The sequence below is a fragment of the Mesorhizobium sp. dw_380 genome (assembly GCF_018588885.1).
Lineage (GTDB): Bacteria > Pseudomonadota > Alphaproteobacteria > Rhizobiales > Rhizobiaceae > Mesorhizobium.
The window spans coordinates 276,235-295,616 of the sequence record NZ_JAFFIW010000002.1 but is presented as its reverse complement, the minus strand read 5'-3'; the positions used below and the strand labels follow the sequence as shown (position 1 = coordinate 295,616).

Below are 19,382 nucleotides of genomic sequence, written 5' to 3'. Positions count from 1 at the left end.
TCGGAGCTCTTTCATGTCGCTGTCCGGTACGACAACCCGGTACGGAAGCCTTGCTCAGGCACTTCACTGGCTGACGGCACTGCTTGTGCTCATCGCTTTCCTGGTCTCGGCAGGGGGACCTCCCGAGCGGGTTTATTCGGCGGCCAGGGCCCCGACGCTGCTGCTCCACGAATCGCTCGGCTTCGCCGTTTTCTGGCTGCTGGTCCTGCGTCTGGTGTGGCGCCCATTCGACCGCATTCCGGACTCCCCGCCGATGCCGGGTTGGATGGAGCTTGCCTCGAAGGCAACGCATTGGGCTCTCTACGCGCTGCTGTTCGCGGTTCCGATGACCGCGATGCTCGGCGCCTGGTTCGGCGGCCACCCGGTGACGGTCTACGGCCTGGGAGCGATCGGTCCGTTTTCCGGCAGCTGGGGCGCTCCGCTGGCGGAAATCCATGGCACGCTTGGCGATATCATGATGTGGCTCGCCGGCCTGCATGCGGCCGCGGCCATCTTCCATCACGTCTTTCTTCGCGATCGCGTGCTGAGCCAGATGCTGCCGGGCCTGCCCGATCCGTCCTCCGGTTTGGAGCGCCAGGCGCGGCCCTGATGCGCCTGAACGTCATGGCGCCGCCGCCGGAGTAAGGAAACGGTCGGGCGCCAGCGCCGCCGCGGTGACGCCGAGTGCCGTGACATCCCCAGGCAGAGGCTGGCCGCGCATCAGCGCCGAACTCAGCCTGGCCAAAGTCAGCGACACCTGGAAGCCGTAGCCGCCCTGGCCGGCGAGCCAGAAGAAGCCGGGCAGGCGCGGGTCGAAGCCGGCAACCGGGGTGCGGTCCGGCGCGAAGGTGCGCAGGCCCGCCCACGGCGTCGATGGACGGCCAATGCGCATCGACGTCGCCTGCTCGATGCGGTCGACGGCGATCGCGACGTCGATGTCTTCCGGATATGCGTCGCAAGGCTCGGAGTCGGTTTCGTCGGCGAGCGAGCCGATCAGCCTGCCGGCATCCGGCTTGAAGTAGAACTGTTCGTGCAGGTCGACGACCAGCGGCCAGCCGGCAATATCCGTGCCGGCGGGCGGATCGAACAGGAAGGCGGTGCGCCGCTTCGGCTGGAAGCCAAGGCCGGAGAGCCCCGCCATGGCGGCGACGACATCGACCCAGGCGCCGGCAGCGTTGACGACGATGTCGGCCGAATAAGCACCGACGCTCGTTTCGACCCGCAAGCCGCCGCCGAAGGCAGAGATGGCGCGGACCTCCTCGCCGGTGCGGATGATGCCGCCGCTGGCCTTCAGCGCGGAGGCGCTAGACCCCAGCATCTTGCCGGTGTCTACGTCCACCGCGTCCGGCTCATGGACGCCGCCGCAGGTGGCTTCAGTGGCAATGACCGGGACCAGCGCGTTGAGCTCGGCGGCCGACAGGCGGCGCACGCTGGGCACCAGCGCCTGCAATTCACCGGCCAGCCGGTCGATGGCGGCGCCGTCACCGCTCCAGCCGACATGCAGCGCGCCGCGCCGATGGGCGACGAAACCGCCCTCGACTATTGCCTGCCGGCTGGCCAGCGTCAGCCCGCGCACCAGCCGGTTGCCGTAGGTCTCTGTGAACAAAGCGGCGGAGCGGCCGCTGGCATGATAGCCGAGATGCGGCTCGCGCTCGATGACGGTGACTTCAGCCCAATCCCGGACGGCGGCGGCCAGTGACAGGCCGGCAATGCCGCCGCCGATGATGACGATCTTTTGGGGAGAATTCGACTGCATCCATCAGTCGTAAAAATAATCAGCGACGACCGCAAGCGGGAGGCGTCACGCACCCGCCGCTCGGTAAGCTCGCAGTCCAACACGCTGCGCCAGCTGGCTCTCTGAATTCCCAGGGACACGCTTCGAGTTTTTCTGCATGCTGGTTCAGTCTTTCTGGTTCGAACCGGCCGACGAAAACGGCTATACGACCGACGTAGCCGCAAGTCGCGCCAACCCGATGAGGAAAATCCAATGAGTTTTGAAAAAGTAGCTGTCATCGTGGCAGGCGGCAGCGGCATGGGGGCGGCGGCGGCCAAGCGCCTGGCGGCGGACGGGTTCAAGGTCGCCATCCTGTCTTCCTCCGGCAAGGGCGAGGCGCTGGCCAAGGAGCTGGGCGGCATCGGCGTCACCGGCTCCAACCAGTCGAATGACGATCTGCAGCGCCTCTGCGACCTGACGCTGGAGCGCTATGGCCGCATCGACGTGCTGGTCAACAGCGGCGGCCACGGACCGCGCGCGCCGATCCTGGAGATCACCGACGAGCAGTGGCATACCGGCATGGATGTCTATCTGCTGAACGTCGTCCGCCCGGTGCGCATCGTGGCGCCGCAGATGGTCAAGCAGAAGGGCGGCGCCATCATCAACATCTCGACAGCCTGGGTGGTCGAGCCGAGCCCGATGTTCCCGACATCGGCCGTGTTCCGCGCCGGCCTTGCCGCCTACACCAAGGTCTTCGCCAACACTTATGCCGCCGACAATGTGCGCATGAACAATGTGCTGCCGGGCTGGATCGACAGCCTGCCGGCCACCGAGGAGCGCCGCGACTCGGTGCCGATGCAGCGCTACGGCACGTCGGAAGAGATCGCCGCGACCATCGCCTTCCTGGCTTCGGAAGGCGCCGGCTACATCACCGGCCAGAACATCCGCGTCGACGGCGGCATCATCCGCGCTATTTGACGCGTGGGCCGGGTGGGGGGCATCTCCGACACGCGCCGCTTCAGGGCGATCTCACAATACCTTTGAGACGAAGGGAGAAAAAATGCGGCTTCTGATACTCGGCACCGGCTGGATGGCGCAGGAACATGCAAGCCGCTTCAGCGCCATCGAGGGCGTCGACATCGTCGGCGCCGTCGATGTCGATCCGGCTCGGGTCGGCGAATTTGCCGACAGTTTCGGGATCCCCAACCGCTTCACCGGGCTGGAGGAGGCGCTGCGATGGGGTGCCTTCGACGCGGTGGCCAATGTCACGCCGGACCGCATACACCACCCGACCACAATGGCGCTGATCGCCGCCGGCAAGCCGGTGCTGTGCGAGAAGCCGCTGGCCGAGAACTTCGGCAAGGCCACCGAGATGGCCGACGCGGCTGAGGCCGCCGGCACCGTCAATATGGTGAACCTCACCTACCGCAATGTCGCCGCACTCCAGAGGGCGCGCCAGATGGTGCAGGCGGGCGAGATCGGCACGGTCCGGCATGTCGAGGCGTCCTATCTGCAAAGCTGGCTGGTGTCGAAATTCTGGGGCGACTGGCGCAGCGATCCGAAATGGCTCTGGCGCCTGTCGCGCGGCCACGGCTCGAACGGCGTGCTCGGCGATGTCGGCATCCACATCCTCGATTTCGCCAGCTATGGCGCGGCCCTCGGCATCGACCATGTGTTCTGCCGGCTGCGCACCTTCGACAAGGCGCCCGGCAACCGCATCGGCGAATACGGGCTGGACGCCAATGATAGCTTCGCCATGACGCTGGATTTTTCCAACGGCGCCTTCGGCGTGGTGCACGCCAGCCGCTGGGCGACCGGCCATCTCAACGAGCTGCGCCTGCGCATCTATGGCGACAAAGGCGGCATCGAGGTGGTGCACAATCTCGACGGCTCGGCGCTGAAGGCGTGCGTCGGCGAGAATGTCGACGATGGCAAATGGGAGGAGCTCGACGCCGGCACCGTGCCAACCAACTACCAGCGTTTCGCCGATGCGGTGCGAAGCGGCGTGCAAGCCGAACCGTCCTTCCGCCACGCGGCCGAATTGCAGAAGGTGCTGGATCTGGCGGTGGTGTCGGACGGGAAGCGGGCGGAGCTGACGGCAAACGCGGATACGCAGTAGGCCTGGGTTCCGTGAGGCGCCGCCAATCTCTCGGCCCCAGGCGCAATTCTTTCAATCATTTCTTGAAATGGAGGTCGGCCATTTCATGGTCTGATGGCGCCAGAGAACACGGGAGGCGTCATTGACCGACTTCATCGGATTGCCGAAAGCCGAAGTGCACATCCACGTCGAAGGCTGCTTCGAGGCCGACGATGTGATCAGCAATTGCGAGGAAGCCGGCATTCCGCTGCGCGCGCCGCGCGACAGGCTCTTCGAAGCGCATGATTTGAAGAGCTTCCTCGAGATGCTCGACTGGCTGTGCGGGACATTCCGGACGCGCGAGCAACTCTTCACCGCTGCCTACAAATTCGCGCAGCGCATGAGCCGAAGCGGCGTGCGTTATGCCGACGTCATCGTCAATCCAACGCACTGGCCGCATTGGCACAGCAACATCGCCGGGATGATCGACGCGTTCGACGCGGGTTTCGCGGCCGCCGAGCAGGACGGACACCCGCCGGTCGGGCTTTGCGTCAGTCTCCTCCGCACCCAGTCGGCGGCGGAAGCGATCGAACTGGTGGAACTGCTGAGCGCGATCAGGCACAAGCGCGTCGTTGCGTTATCCATCGATGGAAATGAAGCGGCTGCCGGCCGCACCGGACCACGCTTCGCCGAGGCATTCCGCCGCGCCGGCGCCGCGGGTTTGCGGCGCACCGTTCATGCGGGCGAGTCGAGCGGCCCGGAAGGAGTGCGTGACGCGATCGAACTGCTTGGCGCCGACCGCATCGACCACGGCGTGCGGGCGATCGAAGAACCGGAACTCGTCGAGTTGCTGGCGCGAAGGCAGATTCCGCTGGGCACATGTCCGATCTCCAACGTGGCGCTCGGCGTGTATCCTTCGCTTGCCGAGCATCCGCTCGATACCCTGCGCAAGGCCGGTGTCCCGGTCTCGATCAACACCGACGACCCGTCGCTGCTCGACACCACGCTCGAAGCATCCTACGCCGCCTGCGCCGAAGCCTTCGCCTGGGACGACGAGACCATCCGCCATCTCGCCGCGACATCGGTGCATGCGAGCTACGCCGACCCTGCGCTGAAGGCGCGGATCCTGGCCGATCTGGCGTCGTGGCGGGGCTAAGCCGAACTCCATTTTTGCGGGCGCGCAGGCCAGGACTGGGCAAGCCGCCGAGGTCAGTTCGCCGGCGCTAACTGATCCGCATCCGTCAGCGTTTGTAAAAACGCGACGATGTCGTCGATCTCGGCGTCGTCAAGCGCCGGTCTGTCGCCGGGCTTTTTGCCGTCGAAGGGCGGGTCCTGGTTGAGGTTTGCCCAGTAAGCCTTTGGCAGATCGTCATATTGCCTGACCGTGCCGTCGGCATTTCTGGGATACCAATGGCCGGGATCCGTATCGCGGCTGGCGTAGAAGGCGACCGCGTCGCGCAGGGTGTGGACAATGCCGTTGTGGAAGAAGCTCTTGCGCAGCGCGACATTGCGCAGCGTCGGCGTCTTGAACAGGCCGCAATAGTCGGCCCGGCCACGAAGATCGGTGCGCAGCGGGCCGCACAGGCCGAGATCGGCATAGGCGGGATCGGCATTGGCCGGTATGGCCGGGTTGCGCGGCACGGCGATGGCGATCAGGCCGAAATCGGTGAATTGCGGCGGCTCGCCGTCATTGGCGGGTTCGCTGAGATGACAGCTGGCGCAATTGCCCTTCGTCTCGTCCTCGAACAGCGCACGGCCGCGCAATTCCTGCGCCGTGAGCTGCGCCTTGCCGGCGAGGAAGGCGTCGTATCGGCTGGAATAGGGATAGAAATCAGGTGCGCTCTGCTCGAAGGTGCCGAGCGCCTCGGTGGCGGCGTCGAAGGCTTCGCCGGGGTGGTCGAACACGTCGTCGCCGAAGGTGGTCTTGAACGCACCGGCATAAGCCGCCTTGCGCAAGGCGGCGGTGACGGCGGCCGCATCCTTGTTGGCCATCTCGAAAGGCGAGAGCAGGGGGATTTTCGCCTGGTCCTGGCCGTGGTCGGCGCGGCCGTCCCAGGTCAGGCCGCCGGTCGGGCCATTGTCGATGCTCTCATCGCCCTCGTCCTCGGAATCGTAGAAATGCTCGGTGAAAGCGGGGGAGGCCTGCAGATAGCGCAGCGAGGGCACGGCGCGCACGCCGGGCCGGTCGAGATTGGGGCCGCCCATTTCCACCGGCGAGGCCGAGGCCGGACCGAAAGCATGGTGAGGATCATGGCAGGACGAGCAGGATTGCTTGCCCGAGGCCGACAGCGCCGGATCGAAGAACATTTTCTTGCCAAGCGCAGTCAGTGCGGCGGCCCGCGCGAACGCGTCCGCGCGTGATAGCGGTCCGGGGTGGACGCTGCCGGCTGGCAGTCCGGCGGCAGGCCAGAGGATTGCGATGCCGGCAAAGGCTGCAATGGCAGCGGATTTCCATCGTCTCATGGCAGTGCGGTCCGTTTGCCTTGGCGTAAAAGCGTATTGCTACGGATTGATGACCGTTGGTGAGGTTCAATTCTGCCTGCGTCGTGTTCCTTCGCGCCCCCCTCTGTCCTGCCGGCGGTTCCTACTATCCACACGCGCCCGCCGGGATGCCACAAAGCTGACAAGCACCAGTTCTAGCGTCCAAAAGTTCCTCCAGCCACGAGGCATCTTCCCATGACCAGGTCGTTTCTCTCCCTTTGCCTCGCCTCGACGGCGCTGGCATCGTTCGCCTCTGCGGCCAACGCCGCCCCTCCCGGCTACGACAAGATCGACACCGTCGTCGTCATCTATGCCGAGAATCGCAGCTTCGATAACCTCTATGGCGGCTTCCCCGGCGCCAATGGGCTGGCCAATCTCTCGGCCGACCAGGCGCGCCAGCTCGACCGTGACGGCAAGCCGCTCACCGAACTGCCGCCGGCCTGGGGCGGGCTGACCGGCAAGGGGGTGACGCCTGTGGTGACCGAGGCGCAGTCGGCGCATCTCGGCAATGCCAGCTTCGCCATCGATGATGCCAGCGGATTCAACGAGAAAACGTCTGTCATCACGCGCGACCTCTGGCATCGTTTCTATCAGGAGCAGATGCAGATCGACGGCGGCCGGAATGACAAGTTCGCCGCCTGGGCCGATTCCGGCGGGCTGGTGATGGGCCATTATGACGGCTCCGGCCTGCCGATGTGGGCGGTGGCGAAGAAATATGTGCTCGCCGACAATTTCTTCCAGGGCGCCTTCGGCGGCTCCTTCCTCAACCACATCATGCTCGCCTGCGCCTGCGTGCCGGTCTATCCCAATGCCGACACCAGCCCTGTGAAGGGGCAGATCGCCGTCGTAGAACCGGACGGCGTGACGCTCAAGGTGGCCGACAACTCGCCGCAATCGGCGCTTGGCGGCGCGCCGAAATTCGTCAATGACGGCGCCATCACGCCCGACTTCCATGTCGTCAACACCATGCAGCCGCCCTATCAGCCGAGCGCCAACAAGCCGGCCGAGGGCGGCGACAAGGCACTGGCCGACCCGGCGGCGCCGACGACGCTGCCGCCGCAGCACGACATCACCATCGGCGACCTGCTGTCGCTGAAAGGCATCGACTGGGCCTGGTATGCCGGCGCCTGGCAGGCAACGCTCGACGGCAAGAACGCGACGCCGGTGCCGAACTTCCAATTCCACCACCAGCCGTTCAACTATTTCGCGGCTTACGCGCCGGGCACGGCCGCGCGGGCCGAGCATCTCAGGGACGGCGGCCTGGATGGGGCTGAATTCATCAAGGCGATCGACGACGGCAAGCTGCCTTCGGTGAGCTTCTACAAGCCGCAGGGCAACCTCAACGAGCACAGCGGCTATGCCGATGTGACATCGGGCGACCAGCACCTGGCCGAAATCGTTGCGCATCTGGAGAAGAGCCCGCAATGGAGCCACATGCTGGTGGTCGTCACCTATGACGAGAATGGCGGCTTCTGGGACCATGTCGCGCCGCCCAAGGCCGACCGCTGGGGCCCGGGCAACCGCGTCCCGGCCATCATCATCTCGCCCTATGCCAGGATGGGTACCGTCGACCACACGCAATACGACACGACCTCGATCCTGCGCTTCATCACCGCGCGCTACGACCTGCCGGTGCTGACCGGCATCGTCGCCCGCGACAAGGCGCTGCGCAACAACGACCAGCCGCCGATGGGCGACCTGAGCGCGGCGCTGGACCTGAGCCGATAAGGGCAGGGCCGGCGAAAAAGGGCCACGCGTCGCGCAGGCCCTTCTCAGCCGCCATTCACCAAGGCAAGGACGAGTTTCTGCAGATTGCCGCCCTGGCCGAACTCGACGCGGTCGAAATCGCGGCTTGCCTGGCGCTGCGCCAGCGAGAGCGCGGACAGGCGTTTGGTCATCTCGACCCGGATCTTGCTGCATTTGGGGTCATCGGCAACCGTCAGCCCAACGGTCGCCGCCTCGATCTTGCGCACCATGTCGACGATATCGGCGCCATGCACCTTTTCGTGGGCGCTGACGCCGGCAAGGAAAACCTCCCAGTTCTTCTGGATAGCTGATGGCAGCGGCGAGGAGGGGCTGGGCAAAGTATAGGTGATGATCAGCTTCGGCTTCGCCGAAACCAGCACGCAGGCTCCGGCACGCGCCTGGTAGTCCCTGGTCCAGGTCAACTTGAAATTGGTGTGGGCGATGGCACGAGCAATGCCGACATTCGGTCCGTTCTCGCCGATAGACCGGTAGAGCTCCGGTCCAGACTGGCCTGAAATGGCGTAGGTCTCGACCTTCTCGACCGGCTTCCATTGGGCATGGGCGGTGAGCGGCCAGGCGACCAGGGCGGACACCGAAAGACACAGACGAATGCAGGCTCGCAACACCGCTCTCCGCAAAACCAGGGCTGGCCCATCTCGCCGCGACGGCAATGCGACGGGATCGCTTTTCCTATAGGCTGGCGGCGTGTACCGCAATTGTCGGGTGCTGGTGGCCAGCAACAATCGGCAGGGTGCTGGCGCGGTGTGGCAAGGCCAAGCCAGCAACTGATGCGGATTGAGAGGCGGTTCCCGGAGCCTGGCCTCGAATGCCGGCGCTGCCCCTCATCTGCCTGCCGGCATCTTCTCCCCGTATAGTGACAGTATAGTGACGGGGAGAAGGACGCTGGCATCAATGATTTCGCCAATCGCCACCATTGCAGAAAGCGCGCCGGCGTCGCGGCTGCCCCTTTCTCCCCGTCACTATACGGGGAGAAATGTCCGGCAGGACAATGAGGGGCGGCGCCTGCCTGGGCCAGTTCGGGCCGGCGCCGACTGGCGCATGCGGGAATTCTTTCAGGCTCTATTCAAATTGCCGGCAAGAGCGGATATAGGTCAGCTAAGTTGACCTATATTGGAAACGTCTGGGGAGGCGTGACTTGACCCTTATGAACCTCCTGGCTTCGCGCTCCTCGCGTATGAAAGCCTCCGAAATCCGCGAACTCCTGAAGCTGCTCGACCAGCCCGACATCATCTCGTTCGCCGGCGGCATTCCCGATCCGTCGCTGTTTCCGGCCGACGCCATCCGCGACGCCTATGCCGATGTGCTCGGCGGCGCGGAGGCAGGCGCTGCCCTTCAGTATCAGGTCTCGGAAGGTTATCTGCCGCTGCGGCGGTGGATTGCCGGGCAGATGGGCAAGCTCGGCGTTGCCTGCGACGAGGCCAACATCTTCATCACCTCCGGCTCGCAGCAGGCGCTGGACTACCTCGGCAAACTGTTCCTGTCGCCTGATGACACCGCGCTGGTGACGTGGCCGACCTATCTCGGAGCGCTGCAGGCCTTCAACGCCTACGAGCCGCGCTATGACCGGCTGCGGACCGATGGCGGCAACATGACGCCGGATGCCTATCGCGCGGCGGCTGCCGCCCCCACAGCTTTTTCAAGAGGGGGCGGCAAGGTCAAGTTTGCCTATCTGGTGCCTGACTTCGCCAACCCGACCGGCGAGACGCTCACCCGCCAGCAGCGCGAAGCGGTGCTCGACCTTGCCCAAGAACTCGACATCGCCGTCATCGAGGACGCCGCCTATCGCGCGCTGCGCTATGACGGCGAAGGCGTGCCGCCGATCCTGGCGCTCGACTGCATCAGGTCGGGCGGCATCGACAAGGCACGCACGCTCTATTGCGGCTCGTTCTCGAAAATCCTGTCACCGGGCATGCGCGTCGGCTGGGTGTGCGCGCCGCGCCATGTGGTCGAAAAACTGGTGCTGATGAAGCAGGCGTCGGACCTGCACAGCCCGTCCATCAACCAACTGGTCATGCACCGTGTCGCCGAAGCCGTCTTCGACGGCCAGGTCGAGAAACTCATCGGCGCCTATCGCGAGCGTCGCGACGGCCTGCTCGCAGCGCTCGAGGCCAACATGCCGCAAGGCGTGACCTGGAGCCGCCCGGAAGGCGGCATGTTCGTCTGGATGACGCTGCCGGAGGCGTCGGATGCGACCGAATTGCTGACGCGATCGGTGAAGGAGGCGCGCGTCGCCTTCGTGCCCGGCAATGCCTTTCATGCCGACGGCACCGGGCGCAACACGCTGCGGCTGTCCTTCACGCTGGCCGACCGTCGCGCGGTGACCGAGGGCATTCCAAGACTGGCGGCCCTGCTGAGGGAATAGCATCGCCCGGCGCACTTGTTGGAGGGATCAACAGTTCCGTCGGCTGCCACCGGCGGTTCGCGCCAACTTGCCTAATTTCGGGCCGCTTTTGGGCTAAACTCATTGGCATCTTGGCTGGAAAGTGGAGGAAGCCATGACCTTGCGCCTCGCCTTTGCCGTGCTCGTGCTGTTCGGTCTCGCCAACGAGGCGGCGGCCTTCGAGATTTCCAGCCCGTCGGTCTCCGACGGCAAATGGGCCGAAAAATATCTCGGCGACAAGGCCGGCGGCTGCAGCGGCCAAAGCGTATCGATCGCCTTGAACTGGAAGAACCCTCCGGCTGGCACCAAGAGCTACACGCTCACCATGTTCGACCCCGACGCCGGCGGCGGCAAGGGTTTCTGGCACTGGCTGGCCTGGAACATCCCGGCAAGCGCCAAGGGCTTGGCCGAGGGTGCCGGCTCGAAGGGCGGCAAAAGCCTGCCCAAGGGCACGGTGCTCGGCAAGGGCGGCATCGGCCGCGCCGGCTATTTCGGGCCATGTCCGCCGCCCGGCAGCGGCACGCATCACTACGTCTTCACGCTCTATGCGCTCGGCGAGGCGAAGCTGCGCGCGCCGGAAAATCCTTCTCCGGAAATGGTCGCGGTCGCCGCGAAGAGCCAGGCGCTCGGCGAGACCAGCGTGACGTACACCTACGGGAGATAGGCAAGTCGCCGGCAACGTCCGGTCCACGCCCCCAAGGCCGAATTCAGCCAATCGTTCTGATCCACCCGCGCATTGACGGCGCCGGCCGCAAACCTAAATTCGAGGGTCTTTGCGAGGAGGAAGTTGGATGGAACTGCATCGCGGCCGGCTCATCGACCACATCCAGCTGGTGGTGAGGGATCTCGCCGCCAGCCGTCGTTTCTACGAGGCAGTGCTGGGCGTGATCGGCGTTCCGATCGGCGGCACCGGCGAGGATTATTTCTGGGCCGACGAACTGTTCATCTCCAGCGCCGACAGCCGGGCCGCGCAGGGAAAGCTCACCGGCCGCCACCATCTGGCCTTCCAGGCCAAGGACCACGCGACGGTCGATGCGTTCCACAAGGCCGGGCTTGCCGCCGGCGGCAAGGACAATGGCGCGCCGGGCGAGCGGACCTATCATCCCGGCTATTACGCCGCCTTCCTGCTCGATCCGGACGGCAACAACATCGAGGCCGTCCATCACGGTCCACACACGCGCAGTGTCGCTTCGGTGAAGATCACCTTCTAGGGAGTTTGGGAATTCTGCTCCGGCGAGGCGGCGTTTTCGGCGCGGCCTTTCCGACGCCGGGACAGCCAACCCGGCGTTGCCAGATCGGCGGCCTTGGTGGCCTGTCAGGGGATTTCGTCGTTCCCCCGGTGGAACATCGTTCGGGGTTGGCCGAAGCCTCCCAAGGTCGTCATCCCAGGGCGAAGCAGGAGCAAAGCTCCGTCGCGGAGACCCGGAGATCCATTCCGCGACCTAGCAGAGGAGTGCAGCGGAGCAGAATTCTGCACCGCAGTGGCGCTCGGGAGTCGCGGCATGGATCCTCGGGTCTGCGCCGCGTCGCTTCGCTCCTTGCTCCGCCCGTGGATGACGACACGGTTTAAGCCGCTTTTCATTCATCTCGTATCCTCGTATACGAGATGAATCCACCCGCATGAGGAGTCTACATGAATCCATTGCCTGAACTCGTGCCGTTTTTCAGCCAGTGGGCGATGCCTGATATGACGCTGGCGGTGCTCGCCGAAGGTGCTGAGGCCGCGCTCAGGCGCGATCCGCTGTGGCAGGGCTCAGGCGCGGCGAGCCTGGACGAATACGCGGTCTGGGCCGCCAACATCTGCGGCATGGCGTGTCTGAAGATGATCCTGGCGGCGCGCGGCGAGATCGTGCCGACGATCGAACTGGCAAGACGGTGCACTGGATATGGCGGCTATGTCGTCAATGAGGGCTCGATCAAGGGGCTGATCTATGCGCCCTTCGTTGCCTTCGTGCAGGCGGAATTCGGCCTGCGGGCCGAGGTGATGACCAATGTCGGGGCGGCGGACATTCCGGCGATCCTGGCCCGGTCGCGGTTCTTCATCGCGTCGGTCAGCAGCTTGATCCGCTGGCCCGAGCGCGAGCCGCCGTCGAAGGGCGGCCACCTGGTGCTGGTGACGGCGGCGTCGGACGAGGGTTTTCGCTTTCACAACCCGTCCGGCCACAACAGCGCCACACAGGCAAACGCAGTGTTGGCGCCAGCCGATTTCGACTGCTTCTTCGCCAATCGCGGCATTGCCGTAGCCATTTGATTTCCAGGGATTTCGATGAAGGACAGGGCATTTCAATGAAAGACAGGGCTTTTCAATGAAGGACAAAACCAGGGTTGCCATCCTCTATGGCGGGCGCTCGGCCGAACATGATGTGTCGCGGCTGTCGGCCGCCAATGTGCTGAAGGCGATCGACCGGACGCGCTACGAGGTGGTCCCGATCGCCATCTCCAGGGACGGCAGATGGCTGCTGCAACCGTCGTCCGAGGCTGGCGGCGACGGGGCAGGGGCGCCCGTATCGGAGGACGGTATCGAGGTCGCCCTGCTGCCCGGCGGCAAGGGCCGGCTGGTGGCCGTCACCAATGGTGGCGCGCAGCCCGACCCTATCGATGTGGTCTTTCCCGTCCTGCACGGTCCGTTCGGCGAGGACGGTTCGGTGCAGGGCTATGCCGAGGTCGCCGATGTCGCTTATGTGGGCTGCGGCATCCTCGCCTCGGCCGCCGCCATGGACAAGGATGTCGCCAAGCGGCTGCTGCGCGAGGCGGGACTTGCCGTCGCCCGCTCGGTCACCGTGCATCGCAACGATGTCGGTTCGTTCCAGGAGATCGCCGGGGCGCTCGGGCTGCCTTTCTTCGCCAAGCCGGCGCGCCAGGGCTCGTCCTTCGGGGTGAGCAAGGTGAATGACAGGGATGGCTTCGAGCAGGCCGTCGAAACGGCTTTCCGCTACGACGGCAAGGCGCTGATCGAGGAGTTCGTCGAAGGCCGCGAGATCGAATGCTCGGTGTTGCAGCGGGCCGACGGCTCACTCACGGTGTCGCTGCCCGGCGAGATCATCCCGGCCGGCAAGCATGGCTTCTACACCCATGAGGCCAAATATCTCGACGCCGACGGCGCGGTGGTCAAAGTGCCCGCCGATGTCCCGGCGGCGGTTGCCGACAAGGCAAAGGAGATGGCGCGCCAAGCTTTCCAGGCGCTTGGCTGCGAGGCCATGGCGCGCGTCGATTTCTTCCTGCGCGCCGACGGTTCGCTGCTGGTCAACGAGGTCAACACGCTGCCCGGCTTCACCGACATCTCAATGTACGCCAAGGCGCTGGCGGCGATCGGCATCGACTACATCAAGGTCATCGACGTGCTGATCGAGCACGCGCTGGCGCGGCATGGCGCGCGGTGATCCCCGGGAAGTCCGTCTCTGTTGGGACGCGCTTCCGGTGATCCCGCTCGGGAGCAAATCGCTCAATCCAAGTGTTGGTCCGGCCAAGTGTTGGTCCGGCGTCTGCACCTCAAACCACACGTAACCGACCGACACATGATTGGCTTTCGCGATACCGAGCCGGTCAGGAAAGCCGCTTGGTCAGCGTGATCAGCGCGTGCCAGGAAAACCGGCCGATATAGGGCATTTTCAGCACGACGGAATCGACCGTCCGACCGAGCACGAAGGCCGGTTCGCGCAATATCGACGGCAAAAGTGCGCTGGCTACCGAAAACAAGCCGAAATAGCGAACGTCCGCTTGCGCAAAATAGTGCCGCGCAAGTTCGAAATCCGACACGAGCAGCGGGTGCTCGTCCTCGGTGCGAATGCCGGGCGTGCTGGACCGATAGGCGTTCAGGAGCGGATTGTGGCCCATCGGCTCGTAGAACAGGGCCTTTCCTCCCGGGCGCAGCACGCGCGAGACTTCCGTGTAGCATTTGACGAGGTCGAGGTGATGGATGATGCCCCGGCCGTAGACTAGATCGAAGCTGCCGTCCGGAAACGTCATTGCCTCCGCGTTCATCGCCAGAAATTCGGTGTTTGAAGCCTCAAGCTCCCTGGCACGCTCCTCGGCGCGCCGCACTGCGACGTCTGAAATGTCGATGCCCACCAGGGACCGGCACACCGTGGGCAAATGCAGATCGTCGAGGCTCCATCCGCCGGTCGAGCAGCCATATTCCAGCAGGTCCGCATCGGTGGCCAGACGCCTGATTAGCGCGTCCTGCTGCATCGCGCCATGGCGGATCGCCCAGTACCACTTGTCCAGATGTTTGCGGGGATCTTCCGCCTGCGCGAAACGCGCGTTGTGAAACTCCCGCTCGCGGGCAATTATGTCCTTTTGCTCTGTGACCATGTCTCTCTCCCGGTGTCGAGCAACGGCTTCGATTAGAACATAGGCTCAGTTACAATGATATATTAGTGCAACGATCAGATTGTCCTTGATCACTGCTGTGTTTTGTTATGAGCTTTGCCTTATAGGAGGCAGGGTCTTCTGTCCATAACATACTCATCTTGAAGGTTCCCGATCAGGGCCGTATCCATGACGCGCGCGCCGAGGCCGAGGCGCTCTCGCTGTCGCGAGCGCTCGGCTTCGAGACGACTGATGCCGTGGTCGTGCCTTTCGGCGCTTCGCCGATCTCATCTCCTCGAACATCGGAGTGCTGACGGCGGCGTTCGGGCTGGGCGCGCCGGCGGCGGTCGAGCAGCGCGATACGTTCCTCGACCGGGCAGGGGGCTGGCTGATGAGTTGAACCGGCGCCTGATGCTGCCGCCATCAAGCGGCGCTTGCATCAGGTCGCCGTTATTGGATCGGGGCCGGCTGCGAAAATGCGGGCGTGTCGATCGCAGGCTCGTCACCATCAACGGCGTCGTTTCCAGACAAAGCCAGGCCGTTGCTCAATGCATCGAATTCGATCGCCGCGCCAATCAGTTGGGCTGCCTGCAGGACCAGATGTTCAACGTCCTCGAGGGCGACATTCTCGGCCAGGTTCCTGACCCTGATCCTTTCCGCCACCACCGTGACGTTGACGATGCCTGCCGTTTTGAATGCGGTGCAGACCGTCGAACTGACGTCATCGCGCAACCGTGTGGAATAATCGTATCGCATCGAAACCTCCCAAAGGGATCTGGTTTCCGTTAAGACCGCAGCATGCGCCGAATGCTGGTTCGTGGCAAGTCAAATCTTGAAAATATATATGTAAATCATATAGTTAGCATAGTTACGCAAACGCTCGATCTGTGTCTGATCATCATCATGCGAGAGGTGCAGCATTCACGGCCTCCGCTCATTGGCGGCACTTGACGTGGTATGAAGCTATTCCTAACTATGAGACAAGTGAGGCAAATACTAACTCGGCGCATTTTGGTCCTGCGCAAGGAGGCGCACATGGCTGAACTGGAACGACCGGAACGACTGCAGATCATGCTCACCCATGATGAACTCGCGGCCCTGGAAAACTGGCGTTTCGACAAGCGCATGCCCAGCCGCTCGGCCGCGGTGCGGGAACTGCTTCGCCGCGGTCTAGCCTCGGAAGGCTTCCTGACGGCGGAGCTTGGTGCGAAATCGCAGGAGTTCGGGGTGATCATGCCCGACGGCAACGGCAAGAAATCGCCTGACCGACCGGAGTGAACCGTTCGCCCGGCGCCGTAATCTTCACACCGGCGATTGCCTTGAACCGCTTGCGCCTTATCTGATTGGGAAACTGGAATTACGAGCGGCGATGATCGACATAGACGGCGGTGACAAACATGGGGCAACCGCCGACGCGCGCCTCGCTGCAATCGTCGATTCCTCTTTCGACGCCATCATCAGCAAGGACCTGAACAGCATCATCCAAAGCTGGAACCAGGCGGCGGAACGCATGTTCGGCTACAGCGCCGAGGAGGCTATCGGCCAGTCCATCCTCATGCTCATTCCCGATCACCTCAAGAGCGAGGAGACCGAGATCATCACCAAGGTTCGCAGCGGCGACCGAGTGGCGAGCTATGAGACGACGCGAAAGCGTAAGGATGGCATGCTCATTTCCGTCTCGCTTACGGTCTCACCGATCAAGAGCGAAGGTGGCGAGATCATCGGCGCGTCGCAGATAGCCCGCGATATTTCCGCCGCCAAGGAAAGCGAGCGGCGGATCAGGCTGCTGATGAGGGAGGTCAACCATCGCGTCAAGAACCAGTTCGCGGTCATCCTGTCGATGGTCAGGGAGACGAGCAAGCGCTCGAGCGATCCCTATGAGTTCGAGGAACTGATCCGCGCCCGCATCATGGCGCTGTCGCGGTCGCACGATCTGCTTGTCACCTCGGAGTGGGCGGGGGCCAGCCTCTTCGACCTGATCCAGGAACATTTGAAGCCGTTCGGCCGTGAGGAGCAGATCCTGCTTTCGGGTCCTGTCCTGACGCTGCAGTCGAATGCGGTGCAGAACCTCGGCATGGCCTTCCACGAGCTCGGCACGAACTCGTCCAAATATGGCGCGCTCGCCAGCGACGCCGGCCGGGTCGAGATCACTTGGAAAATCGGTTCGGGTGCCGTCGGCGGGCGTGAATTCCAGCTGCTTTGGGAGGAGACATCATTGCCCCGTCCTGGCGACAAGGGCGAGCAGATCGCGCGCAAGGGTTTCGGCACCGTCGTCCTGCAGCGCGTGGCGCCGCAGTCGCTGGGCGGCTCAGCCGTCCTGGAACGGTCGCCCGGTCATCTCAGCTGGCGCCTCGACGCGCCGCTGGCATCGATCATCGTGCCGCAAGCCGGTGGCGAAGACGATGGCGCGGCTTTGGGCTTCGGCAGTTAGAGCAATTCCAGGAAAAGTGTGAAACGGTTTTCCCGGGAAAGCGCATAGCGCTTTCCCTTGGGAATTGCGTCAAAACAAAAGAGATCTGGAGCGCATCCGTCGAAGGATCCGACCCTTATACTGAGGCGGGGCGGCGGGCTTTCCGCCGCCCCGGTTAACGATCACGAATGATGACGGAGATGCCTTTCGGCATCGACTTCTCCAACCGTCAAGCTCTGGAAGCCCGGCATCAGCTGCCATATGGCTGCAAGACCGATGATCACATAGGCAAGGCGAGCCGGGGTGGCTCCCCCAAAGACCGTGCCGATCACGTCGAGGCCTATCAAGCCCATGGCCAGCCAGTTCAAGCCGCCAAGGATGATAAGCGCCAAGGTGACCAGGTTCATGATGCGCATAAAACGCCTCCTGATGTTGCCTTACAAACGTCCGCAAAAACGGCGTCTGCAGAAAAAACGCCTGTGGTTTCAGGCGGTTCCATTAGTCACGAAATTGTGAACAACGGCAACAGTCCGTGACCAACCTTGCGAAGGCTGGTTGGAAGGAGCGAAGCTGGGCCGGCATTGCGCGCCCGGAGACCGCGACGGCTGCGCCGAACGATGTTTCGGAGCCGGGAGAACTCACTCCACCAGGATATGCGCCTCGCGCGCGGCCTCGACAAAAGCCTCCCTGGCGGTATCGGGAGAGACGTCGCCGCTCGTCGCCCGACGGCAGGCGCGCAGCGCGGACTGGTGCTTCGGGCTGCCGGCGTCACGCCAATGTGTCGTCAGCAATTCGATGGCCTCCTGTGTGTTGGTCAAATTGCGGGTGGCACCGGCCACGCCGACCGAAACCATGACGGGCCTTGAAAACCATGCAGTTTGCATCGGAGCCTCTACAACATTGCGAACATAGAACGCTTGTGGCGGCGCATGGTTTCAAAAGCCATCGGGCCGGATCATGGTTCGATGCACCAGAATCTAGTCGGGCTGTTCATCTGCTCGGCATGCGAGGCCGCTGGACGCGACCGCCGGCCGGTGTTCTTCACATGCATCCCGGATTACGAAGGTCATCAGCGGGAGCGCAATCGTGACTGGAACCCGACTTTCGACCGTGACAAGCCAGAGCCGATTTGCAAACCAGAGCCGACTTGACGGAACATTAGCGGCTCTAAAGATTGATGCATGCGGCAGGTGGTGCCCTCCATCGCCTGCCGAAGATCGGACCTTCGATCGGCCCGCGTCCTCCGCCAGAGGCGCGGGCTTTCAAATCTTTCCTCTGGGGAAGAGATGGCCGACAAGCCGGCCACAACCTACATCGTGAGCGTGTTCGAGGCGGTGTTCAAAGACTGCGGCGATACCACGCTCAACAAGTCGCATGCAGAATTCTGCGCGATGGCGAAGAAGATGGGTGGCTGACCAACGCCCGAATTATCCTTTCCCTGTCTCCTGGCCCGCTACACCGTAACGGGCCATTTTTTGCACCCGGTCAGATCACGGAACGGCTAGCGCGCCGACTGTTTCTTGGCCTGTGCGGCAATGGCACAGAGGAACGCCAGTGCGGCGGCATCGCATGCCTCCCGAGACGGACCCTTGGCGAAAAGAACCGCGTCCGCAGCCGGTATCGTCAGGCCATGCTTTCTTGCGAATGAAGTGACTTCGTAAGGCTGATTTTCTGGTTGAGTGCCGGCGTCGAAATCGTAATCCATGGTCGAATTCCTCCCAGTTCGCGACCTTTTCCCTCTCCGCCTGAGGTAAAATTAGATGCCGGCTGCCGCGCGAGTCTAGCAACTGGGGATTGCGTAAAACGATATAACGCCGAACCTACCTACATCTTGTTGTTTCGACAGCATCTAAGGATGCGGGATCCTGCTACAATCCCCTATGGCCATTCGAATAGCGGTTGTCCTGGCGCTTCTTTTCGCCTTCGCCTACGGATTCGCAAAACTCGTGGAACGGTATGGCGGCGTGGGCGATCGGCCCTCTCCGTGTGCCGAAAAGCCTGATTGCCCACACCCGAACGTGCCACCTCCTGAGCCTAAGCCTTCCTAAGCCTCACGCCAGCGCCGCCGCCATTCTCGGGGATGAACTCGACACCGGCCGCTTCGAGGGTTCGTCGCACCGCCGCTACATTATTGGTAAGCCCAACAGCGGCAGACTCGCTCGCTTCCATCCGTCGAAGCGTCGCGACTGATATCGACGCAGCTATGGCCAACTCGCTTTGCCAAAGCCCGAGCAAAGCCCTGGCGGCACGCCTGACAAGCGAAAGG

General features: G+C 63.6%; 22 protein-coding genes. 14 read left to right on the top strand and 8 right to left on the bottom strand.

Features of this window, described 5'->3' with window-relative positions; translation table 11 throughout:
* Positions 1-13 precede the first annotated feature (13 nt).
* A complete protein-coding gene (locus JT360_RS03090) occupies positions 14-589 on the top strand; it encodes a cytochrome b (protein ID WP_214470067.1) in 576 nt (191 codons plus the stop codon).
* Positions 590-601: 12 nt separating this feature from the next.
* Here the strand turns inward: JT360_RS03090 and JT360_RS03085 are convergent, their stop codons facing one another.
* A complete protein-coding gene (locus JT360_RS03085; protein ID WP_214470066.1) occupies positions 602-1,735 on the bottom strand; it encodes an NAD(P)/FAD-dependent oxidoreductase in 1,134 nt (377 codons plus the stop codon).
* A 231-nt stretch (positions 1,736-1,966) separates the two neighbouring features.
* Here JT360_RS03085 and JT360_RS03080 point away from each other — a divergent pair, with 231 nt between their 5' ends.
* From JT360_RS03080 to add, 3 genes are all read left to right on the top strand, one after another.
* Positions 1,967-2,671 carry an SDR family oxidoreductase gene (locus JT360_RS03080; RefSeq protein WP_214470065.1) on the top strand — a complete coding sequence of 235 codons (705 nt, stop codon included), beginning with the start codon at positions 1,967-1,969 and terminating at the stop codon, positions 2,669-2,671.
* 82 nt (positions 2,672-2,753) lie between these two features.
* Positions 2,754-3,812, top strand: coding sequence for a Gfo/Idh/MocA family protein (locus JT360_RS03075; RefSeq protein ID WP_214470064.1), 1,059 nt, complete (start codon positions 2,754-2,756; stop codon positions 3,810-3,812).
* A gap of 121 nt (positions 3,813-3,933) precedes the next feature.
* Entirely contained in the window at positions 3,934-4,926 is a 993-nt protein-coding gene (gene add, locus JT360_RS03070; protein WP_214470063.1) for an adenosine deaminase, read from the top strand.
* Between the two features lie 53 nt (positions 4,927-4,979).
* Here add and JT360_RS03065 read toward each other — a convergent pair whose 3' ends face one another.
* Positions 4,980-6,233, bottom strand: a complete 1,254-nt coding sequence (locus tag JT360_RS03065; RefSeq protein ID WP_214470062.1) for a cytochrome-c peroxidase — start codon at positions 6,231-6,233, stop codon at positions 4,980-4,982.
* A 213-nt stretch (positions 6,234-6,446) separates the two neighbouring features.
* Between JT360_RS03065 and JT360_RS03060 the strand changes: the two genes are divergently transcribed.
* Positions 6,447-7,979 carry an acid phosphatase gene (locus JT360_RS03060; protein WP_214470061.1) on the top strand — a complete coding sequence of 511 codons (1,533 nt, stop codon included), beginning with the start codon at positions 6,447-6,449 and terminating at the stop codon, positions 7,977-7,979.
* Between the two features lie 44 nt (positions 7,980-8,023).
* On the opposite strand, the gene JT360_RS03055 is transcribed toward JT360_RS03060, so the two are convergent.
* Positions 8,024-8,620 (bottom strand): DUF922 domain-containing Zn-dependent protease, encoded by a 597-nt coding sequence (locus JT360_RS03055; protein ID WP_214470060.1) that lies wholly within the window; start codon positions 8,618-8,620, stop codon positions 8,024-8,026.
* Between the two features lie 542 nt (positions 8,621-9,162).
* On the opposite strand from JT360_RS03055, the gene JT360_RS03050 reads away from it, so the two are divergent.
* The 5 genes from JT360_RS03050 to JT360_RS03030 all read left to right on the top strand — a co-directional run bounded on the left by JT360_RS03050 (position 9,163) and on the right by JT360_RS03030 (position 13,778).
* Complete coding sequence (locus tag JT360_RS03050) at positions 9,163-10,380, top strand: aminotransferase-like domain-containing protein (protein ID WP_214470111.1); 1,218 nt, start codon at positions 9,163-9,165, stop codon at positions 10,378-10,380.
* A 133-nt stretch (positions 10,381-10,513) separates the two neighbouring features.
* Positions 10,514-11,062 carry a YbhB/YbcL family Raf kinase inhibitor-like protein gene (locus JT360_RS03045; protein ID WP_214470059.1) on the top strand — a complete coding sequence of 183 codons (549 nt, stop codon included), beginning with the start codon at positions 10,514-10,516 and terminating at the stop codon, positions 11,060-11,062.
* A gap of 127 nt (positions 11,063-11,189) precedes the next feature.
* The gene (locus JT360_RS03040) at positions 11,190-11,609 is read left to right on the top strand and encodes a VOC family protein (protein WP_214470058.1); all 420 of its coding nucleotides are present in this window, start codon (positions 11,190-11,192) and stop codon (positions 11,607-11,609) included.
* Positions 11,610-12,031: 422 nt separating this feature from the next.
* Entirely contained in the window at positions 12,032-12,649 is a 618-nt protein-coding gene (locus JT360_RS03035; protein ID WP_214470057.1) for a cysteine peptidase family C39 domain-containing protein, read from the top strand.
* A 55-nt stretch (positions 12,650-12,704) separates the two neighbouring features.
* Positions 12,705-13,778: a D-alanine--D-alanine ligase family protein gene (locus tag JT360_RS03030; protein ID WP_214470056.1), complete on the top strand. Its 1,074-nt coding sequence runs from the start codon at positions 12,705-12,707 to the stop codon at positions 13,776-13,778.
* A 163-nt stretch (positions 13,779-13,941) separates the two neighbouring features.
* Here the strand turns inward: JT360_RS03030 and JT360_RS03025 are convergent, their stop codons facing one another.
* On the bottom strand, positions 13,942-14,709 hold the full coding sequence (locus JT360_RS03025; protein WP_214470055.1) for a class I SAM-dependent methyltransferase: 768 nt from the start codon (positions 14,707-14,709) through the stop codon (positions 13,942-13,944).
* A 158-nt stretch (positions 14,710-14,867) separates the two neighbouring features.
* On the opposite strand from JT360_RS03025, the gene JT360_RS03020 reads away from it, so the two are divergent.
* Positions 14,868-15,020, top strand: coding sequence for a hypothetical protein (locus tag JT360_RS03020; RefSeq protein ID WP_214470054.1), 153 nt, complete (start codon positions 14,868-14,870; stop codon positions 15,018-15,020).
* Positions 15,021-15,156: 136 nt separating this feature from the next.
* Here JT360_RS03020 and JT360_RS03015 read toward each other — a convergent pair whose 3' ends face one another.
* On the bottom strand, positions 15,157-15,438 hold the full coding sequence (locus JT360_RS03015; protein WP_250888578.1) for a hypothetical protein: 282 nt from the start codon (positions 15,436-15,438) through the stop codon (positions 15,157-15,159).
* 303 nt (positions 15,439-15,741) lie between these two features.
* Between JT360_RS03015 and JT360_RS03010 the strand changes: the two genes are divergently transcribed.
* Both JT360_RS03010 and JT360_RS03005 read left to right on the top strand, forming a co-directional pair.
* Positions 15,742-15,984, top strand: coding sequence for a DUF3604 domain-containing protein (locus tag JT360_RS03010; protein WP_214470052.1), 243 nt, complete (start codon positions 15,742-15,744; stop codon positions 15,982-15,984).
* Between the two features lie 91 nt (positions 15,985-16,075).
* On the top strand, positions 16,076-17,137 hold the full coding sequence (locus JT360_RS03005) for a PAS domain S-box protein (RefSeq protein WP_214470051.1): 1,062 nt from the start codon (positions 16,076-16,078) through the stop codon (positions 17,135-17,137).
* A gap of 161 nt (positions 17,138-17,298) precedes the next feature.
* Here JT360_RS03005 and JT360_RS03000 read toward each other — a convergent pair whose 3' ends face one another.
* Together JT360_RS03000 and JT360_RS02995 are read right to left on the bottom strand one after the other, a co-directional pair.
* Complete coding sequence (locus tag JT360_RS03000) at positions 17,299-17,469, bottom strand: DUF378 domain-containing protein (protein WP_250888595.1); 171 nt, start codon at positions 17,467-17,469, stop codon at positions 17,299-17,301.
* Between the two features lie 285 nt (positions 17,470-17,754).
* The gene (locus tag JT360_RS02995) at positions 17,755-18,000 is read right to left on the bottom strand and encodes a DUF982 domain-containing protein (protein WP_214470049.1); all 246 of its coding nucleotides are present in this window, start codon (positions 17,998-18,000) and stop codon (positions 17,755-17,757) included.
* A gap of 306 nt (positions 18,001-18,306) precedes the next feature.
* Between JT360_RS02995 and JT360_RS34025 the strand changes: the two genes are divergently transcribed.
* A complete protein-coding gene (locus tag JT360_RS34025) occupies positions 18,307-18,531 on the top strand; it encodes a hypothetical protein (protein ID WP_352126988.1) in 225 nt (74 codons plus the stop codon).
* Positions 18,532-18,617: 86 nt separating this feature from the next.
* Here the strand turns inward: JT360_RS34025 and JT360_RS02990 are convergent, their stop codons facing one another.
* Positions 18,618-18,821: a hypothetical protein gene (locus tag JT360_RS02990; RefSeq protein ID WP_214470048.1), complete on the bottom strand. Its 204-nt coding sequence runs from the start codon at positions 18,819-18,821 to the stop codon at positions 18,618-18,620.
* Between the last annotated feature and the right edge of the window lie 561 nt (positions 18,822-19,382).

Bases quoted from the DNA above. Each gene is read 5' to 3' on its own strand.
- JT360_RS02995 (WP_214470049.1), bottom strand. From the start codon at position 18,000: ATGCAAACTGCATGGTTTTCAAGGCCCGTCATGGTTTCGGTCGGCGTG.
- JT360_RS03075 (WP_214470064.1), top strand. From the start codon at position 2,754: ATGCGGCTTCTGATACTCGGCACCGGCTGGATGGCGCAGGAACATGCA.
- JT360_RS03005 (WP_214470051.1), top strand. From the start codon at position 16,076: ATGATCGACATAGACGGCGGTGACAAACATGGGGCAACCGCCGACGCG.
- JT360_RS02990 (WP_214470048.1), bottom strand. From the start codon at position 18,821: ATGGATTACGATTTCGACGCCGGCACTCAACCAGAAAATCAGCCTTAC.
- JT360_RS03090 (WP_214470067.1), top strand. From the start codon at position 14: ATGTCGCTGTCCGGTACGACAACCCGGTACGGAAGCCTTGCTCAGGCA.
- JT360_RS03060 (WP_214470061.1), top strand. From the start codon at position 6,447: ATGACCAGGTCGTTTCTCTCCCTTTGCCTCGCCTCGACGGCGCTGGCA.
- JT360_RS03000 (WP_250888595.1), bottom strand. From the start codon at position 17,469: ATGGGCTTGATAGGCCTCGACGTGATCGGCACGGTCTTTGGGGGAGCC.
- JT360_RS03065 (WP_214470062.1), bottom strand. From the start codon at position 6,233: ATGAGACGATGGAAATCCGCTGCCATTGCAGCCTTTGCCGGCATCGCA.
- JT360_RS03035 (WP_214470057.1), top strand. From the start codon at position 12,032: ATGAATCCATTGCCTGAACTCGTGCCGTTTTTCAGCCAGTGGGCGATG.
- JT360_RS03080 (WP_214470065.1), top strand. From the start codon at position 1,967: ATGAGTTTTGAAAAAGTAGCTGTCATCGTGGCAGGCGGCAGCGGCATG.
- JT360_RS03040 (WP_214470058.1), top strand. From the start codon at position 11,190: ATGGAACTGCATCGCGGCCGGCTCATCGACCACATCCAGCTGGTGGTG.
- JT360_RS03050 (WP_214470111.1), top strand. From the start codon at position 9,163: ATGAACCTCCTGGCTTCGCGCTCCTCGCGTATGAAAGCCTCCGAAATC.
- JT360_RS03045 (WP_214470059.1), top strand. From the start codon at position 10,514: ATGACCTTGCGCCTCGCCTTTGCCGTGCTCGTGCTGTTCGGTCTCGCC.
- JT360_RS03025 (WP_214470055.1), bottom strand. From the start codon at position 14,709: ATGGTCACAGAGCAAAAGGACATAATTGCCCGCGAGCGGGAGTTTCAC.
- JT360_RS03010 (WP_214470052.1), top strand. From the start codon at position 15,742: ATGGCTGAACTGGAACGACCGGAACGACTGCAGATCATGCTCACCCAT.
- JT360_RS03085 (WP_214470066.1), bottom strand. From the start codon at position 1,735: ATGCAGTCGAATTCTCCCCAAAAGATCGTCATCATCGGCGGCGGCATT.
- JT360_RS03030 (WP_214470056.1), top strand. From the start codon at position 12,705: ATGAAGGACAAAACCAGGGTTGCCATCCTCTATGGCGGGCGCTCGGCC.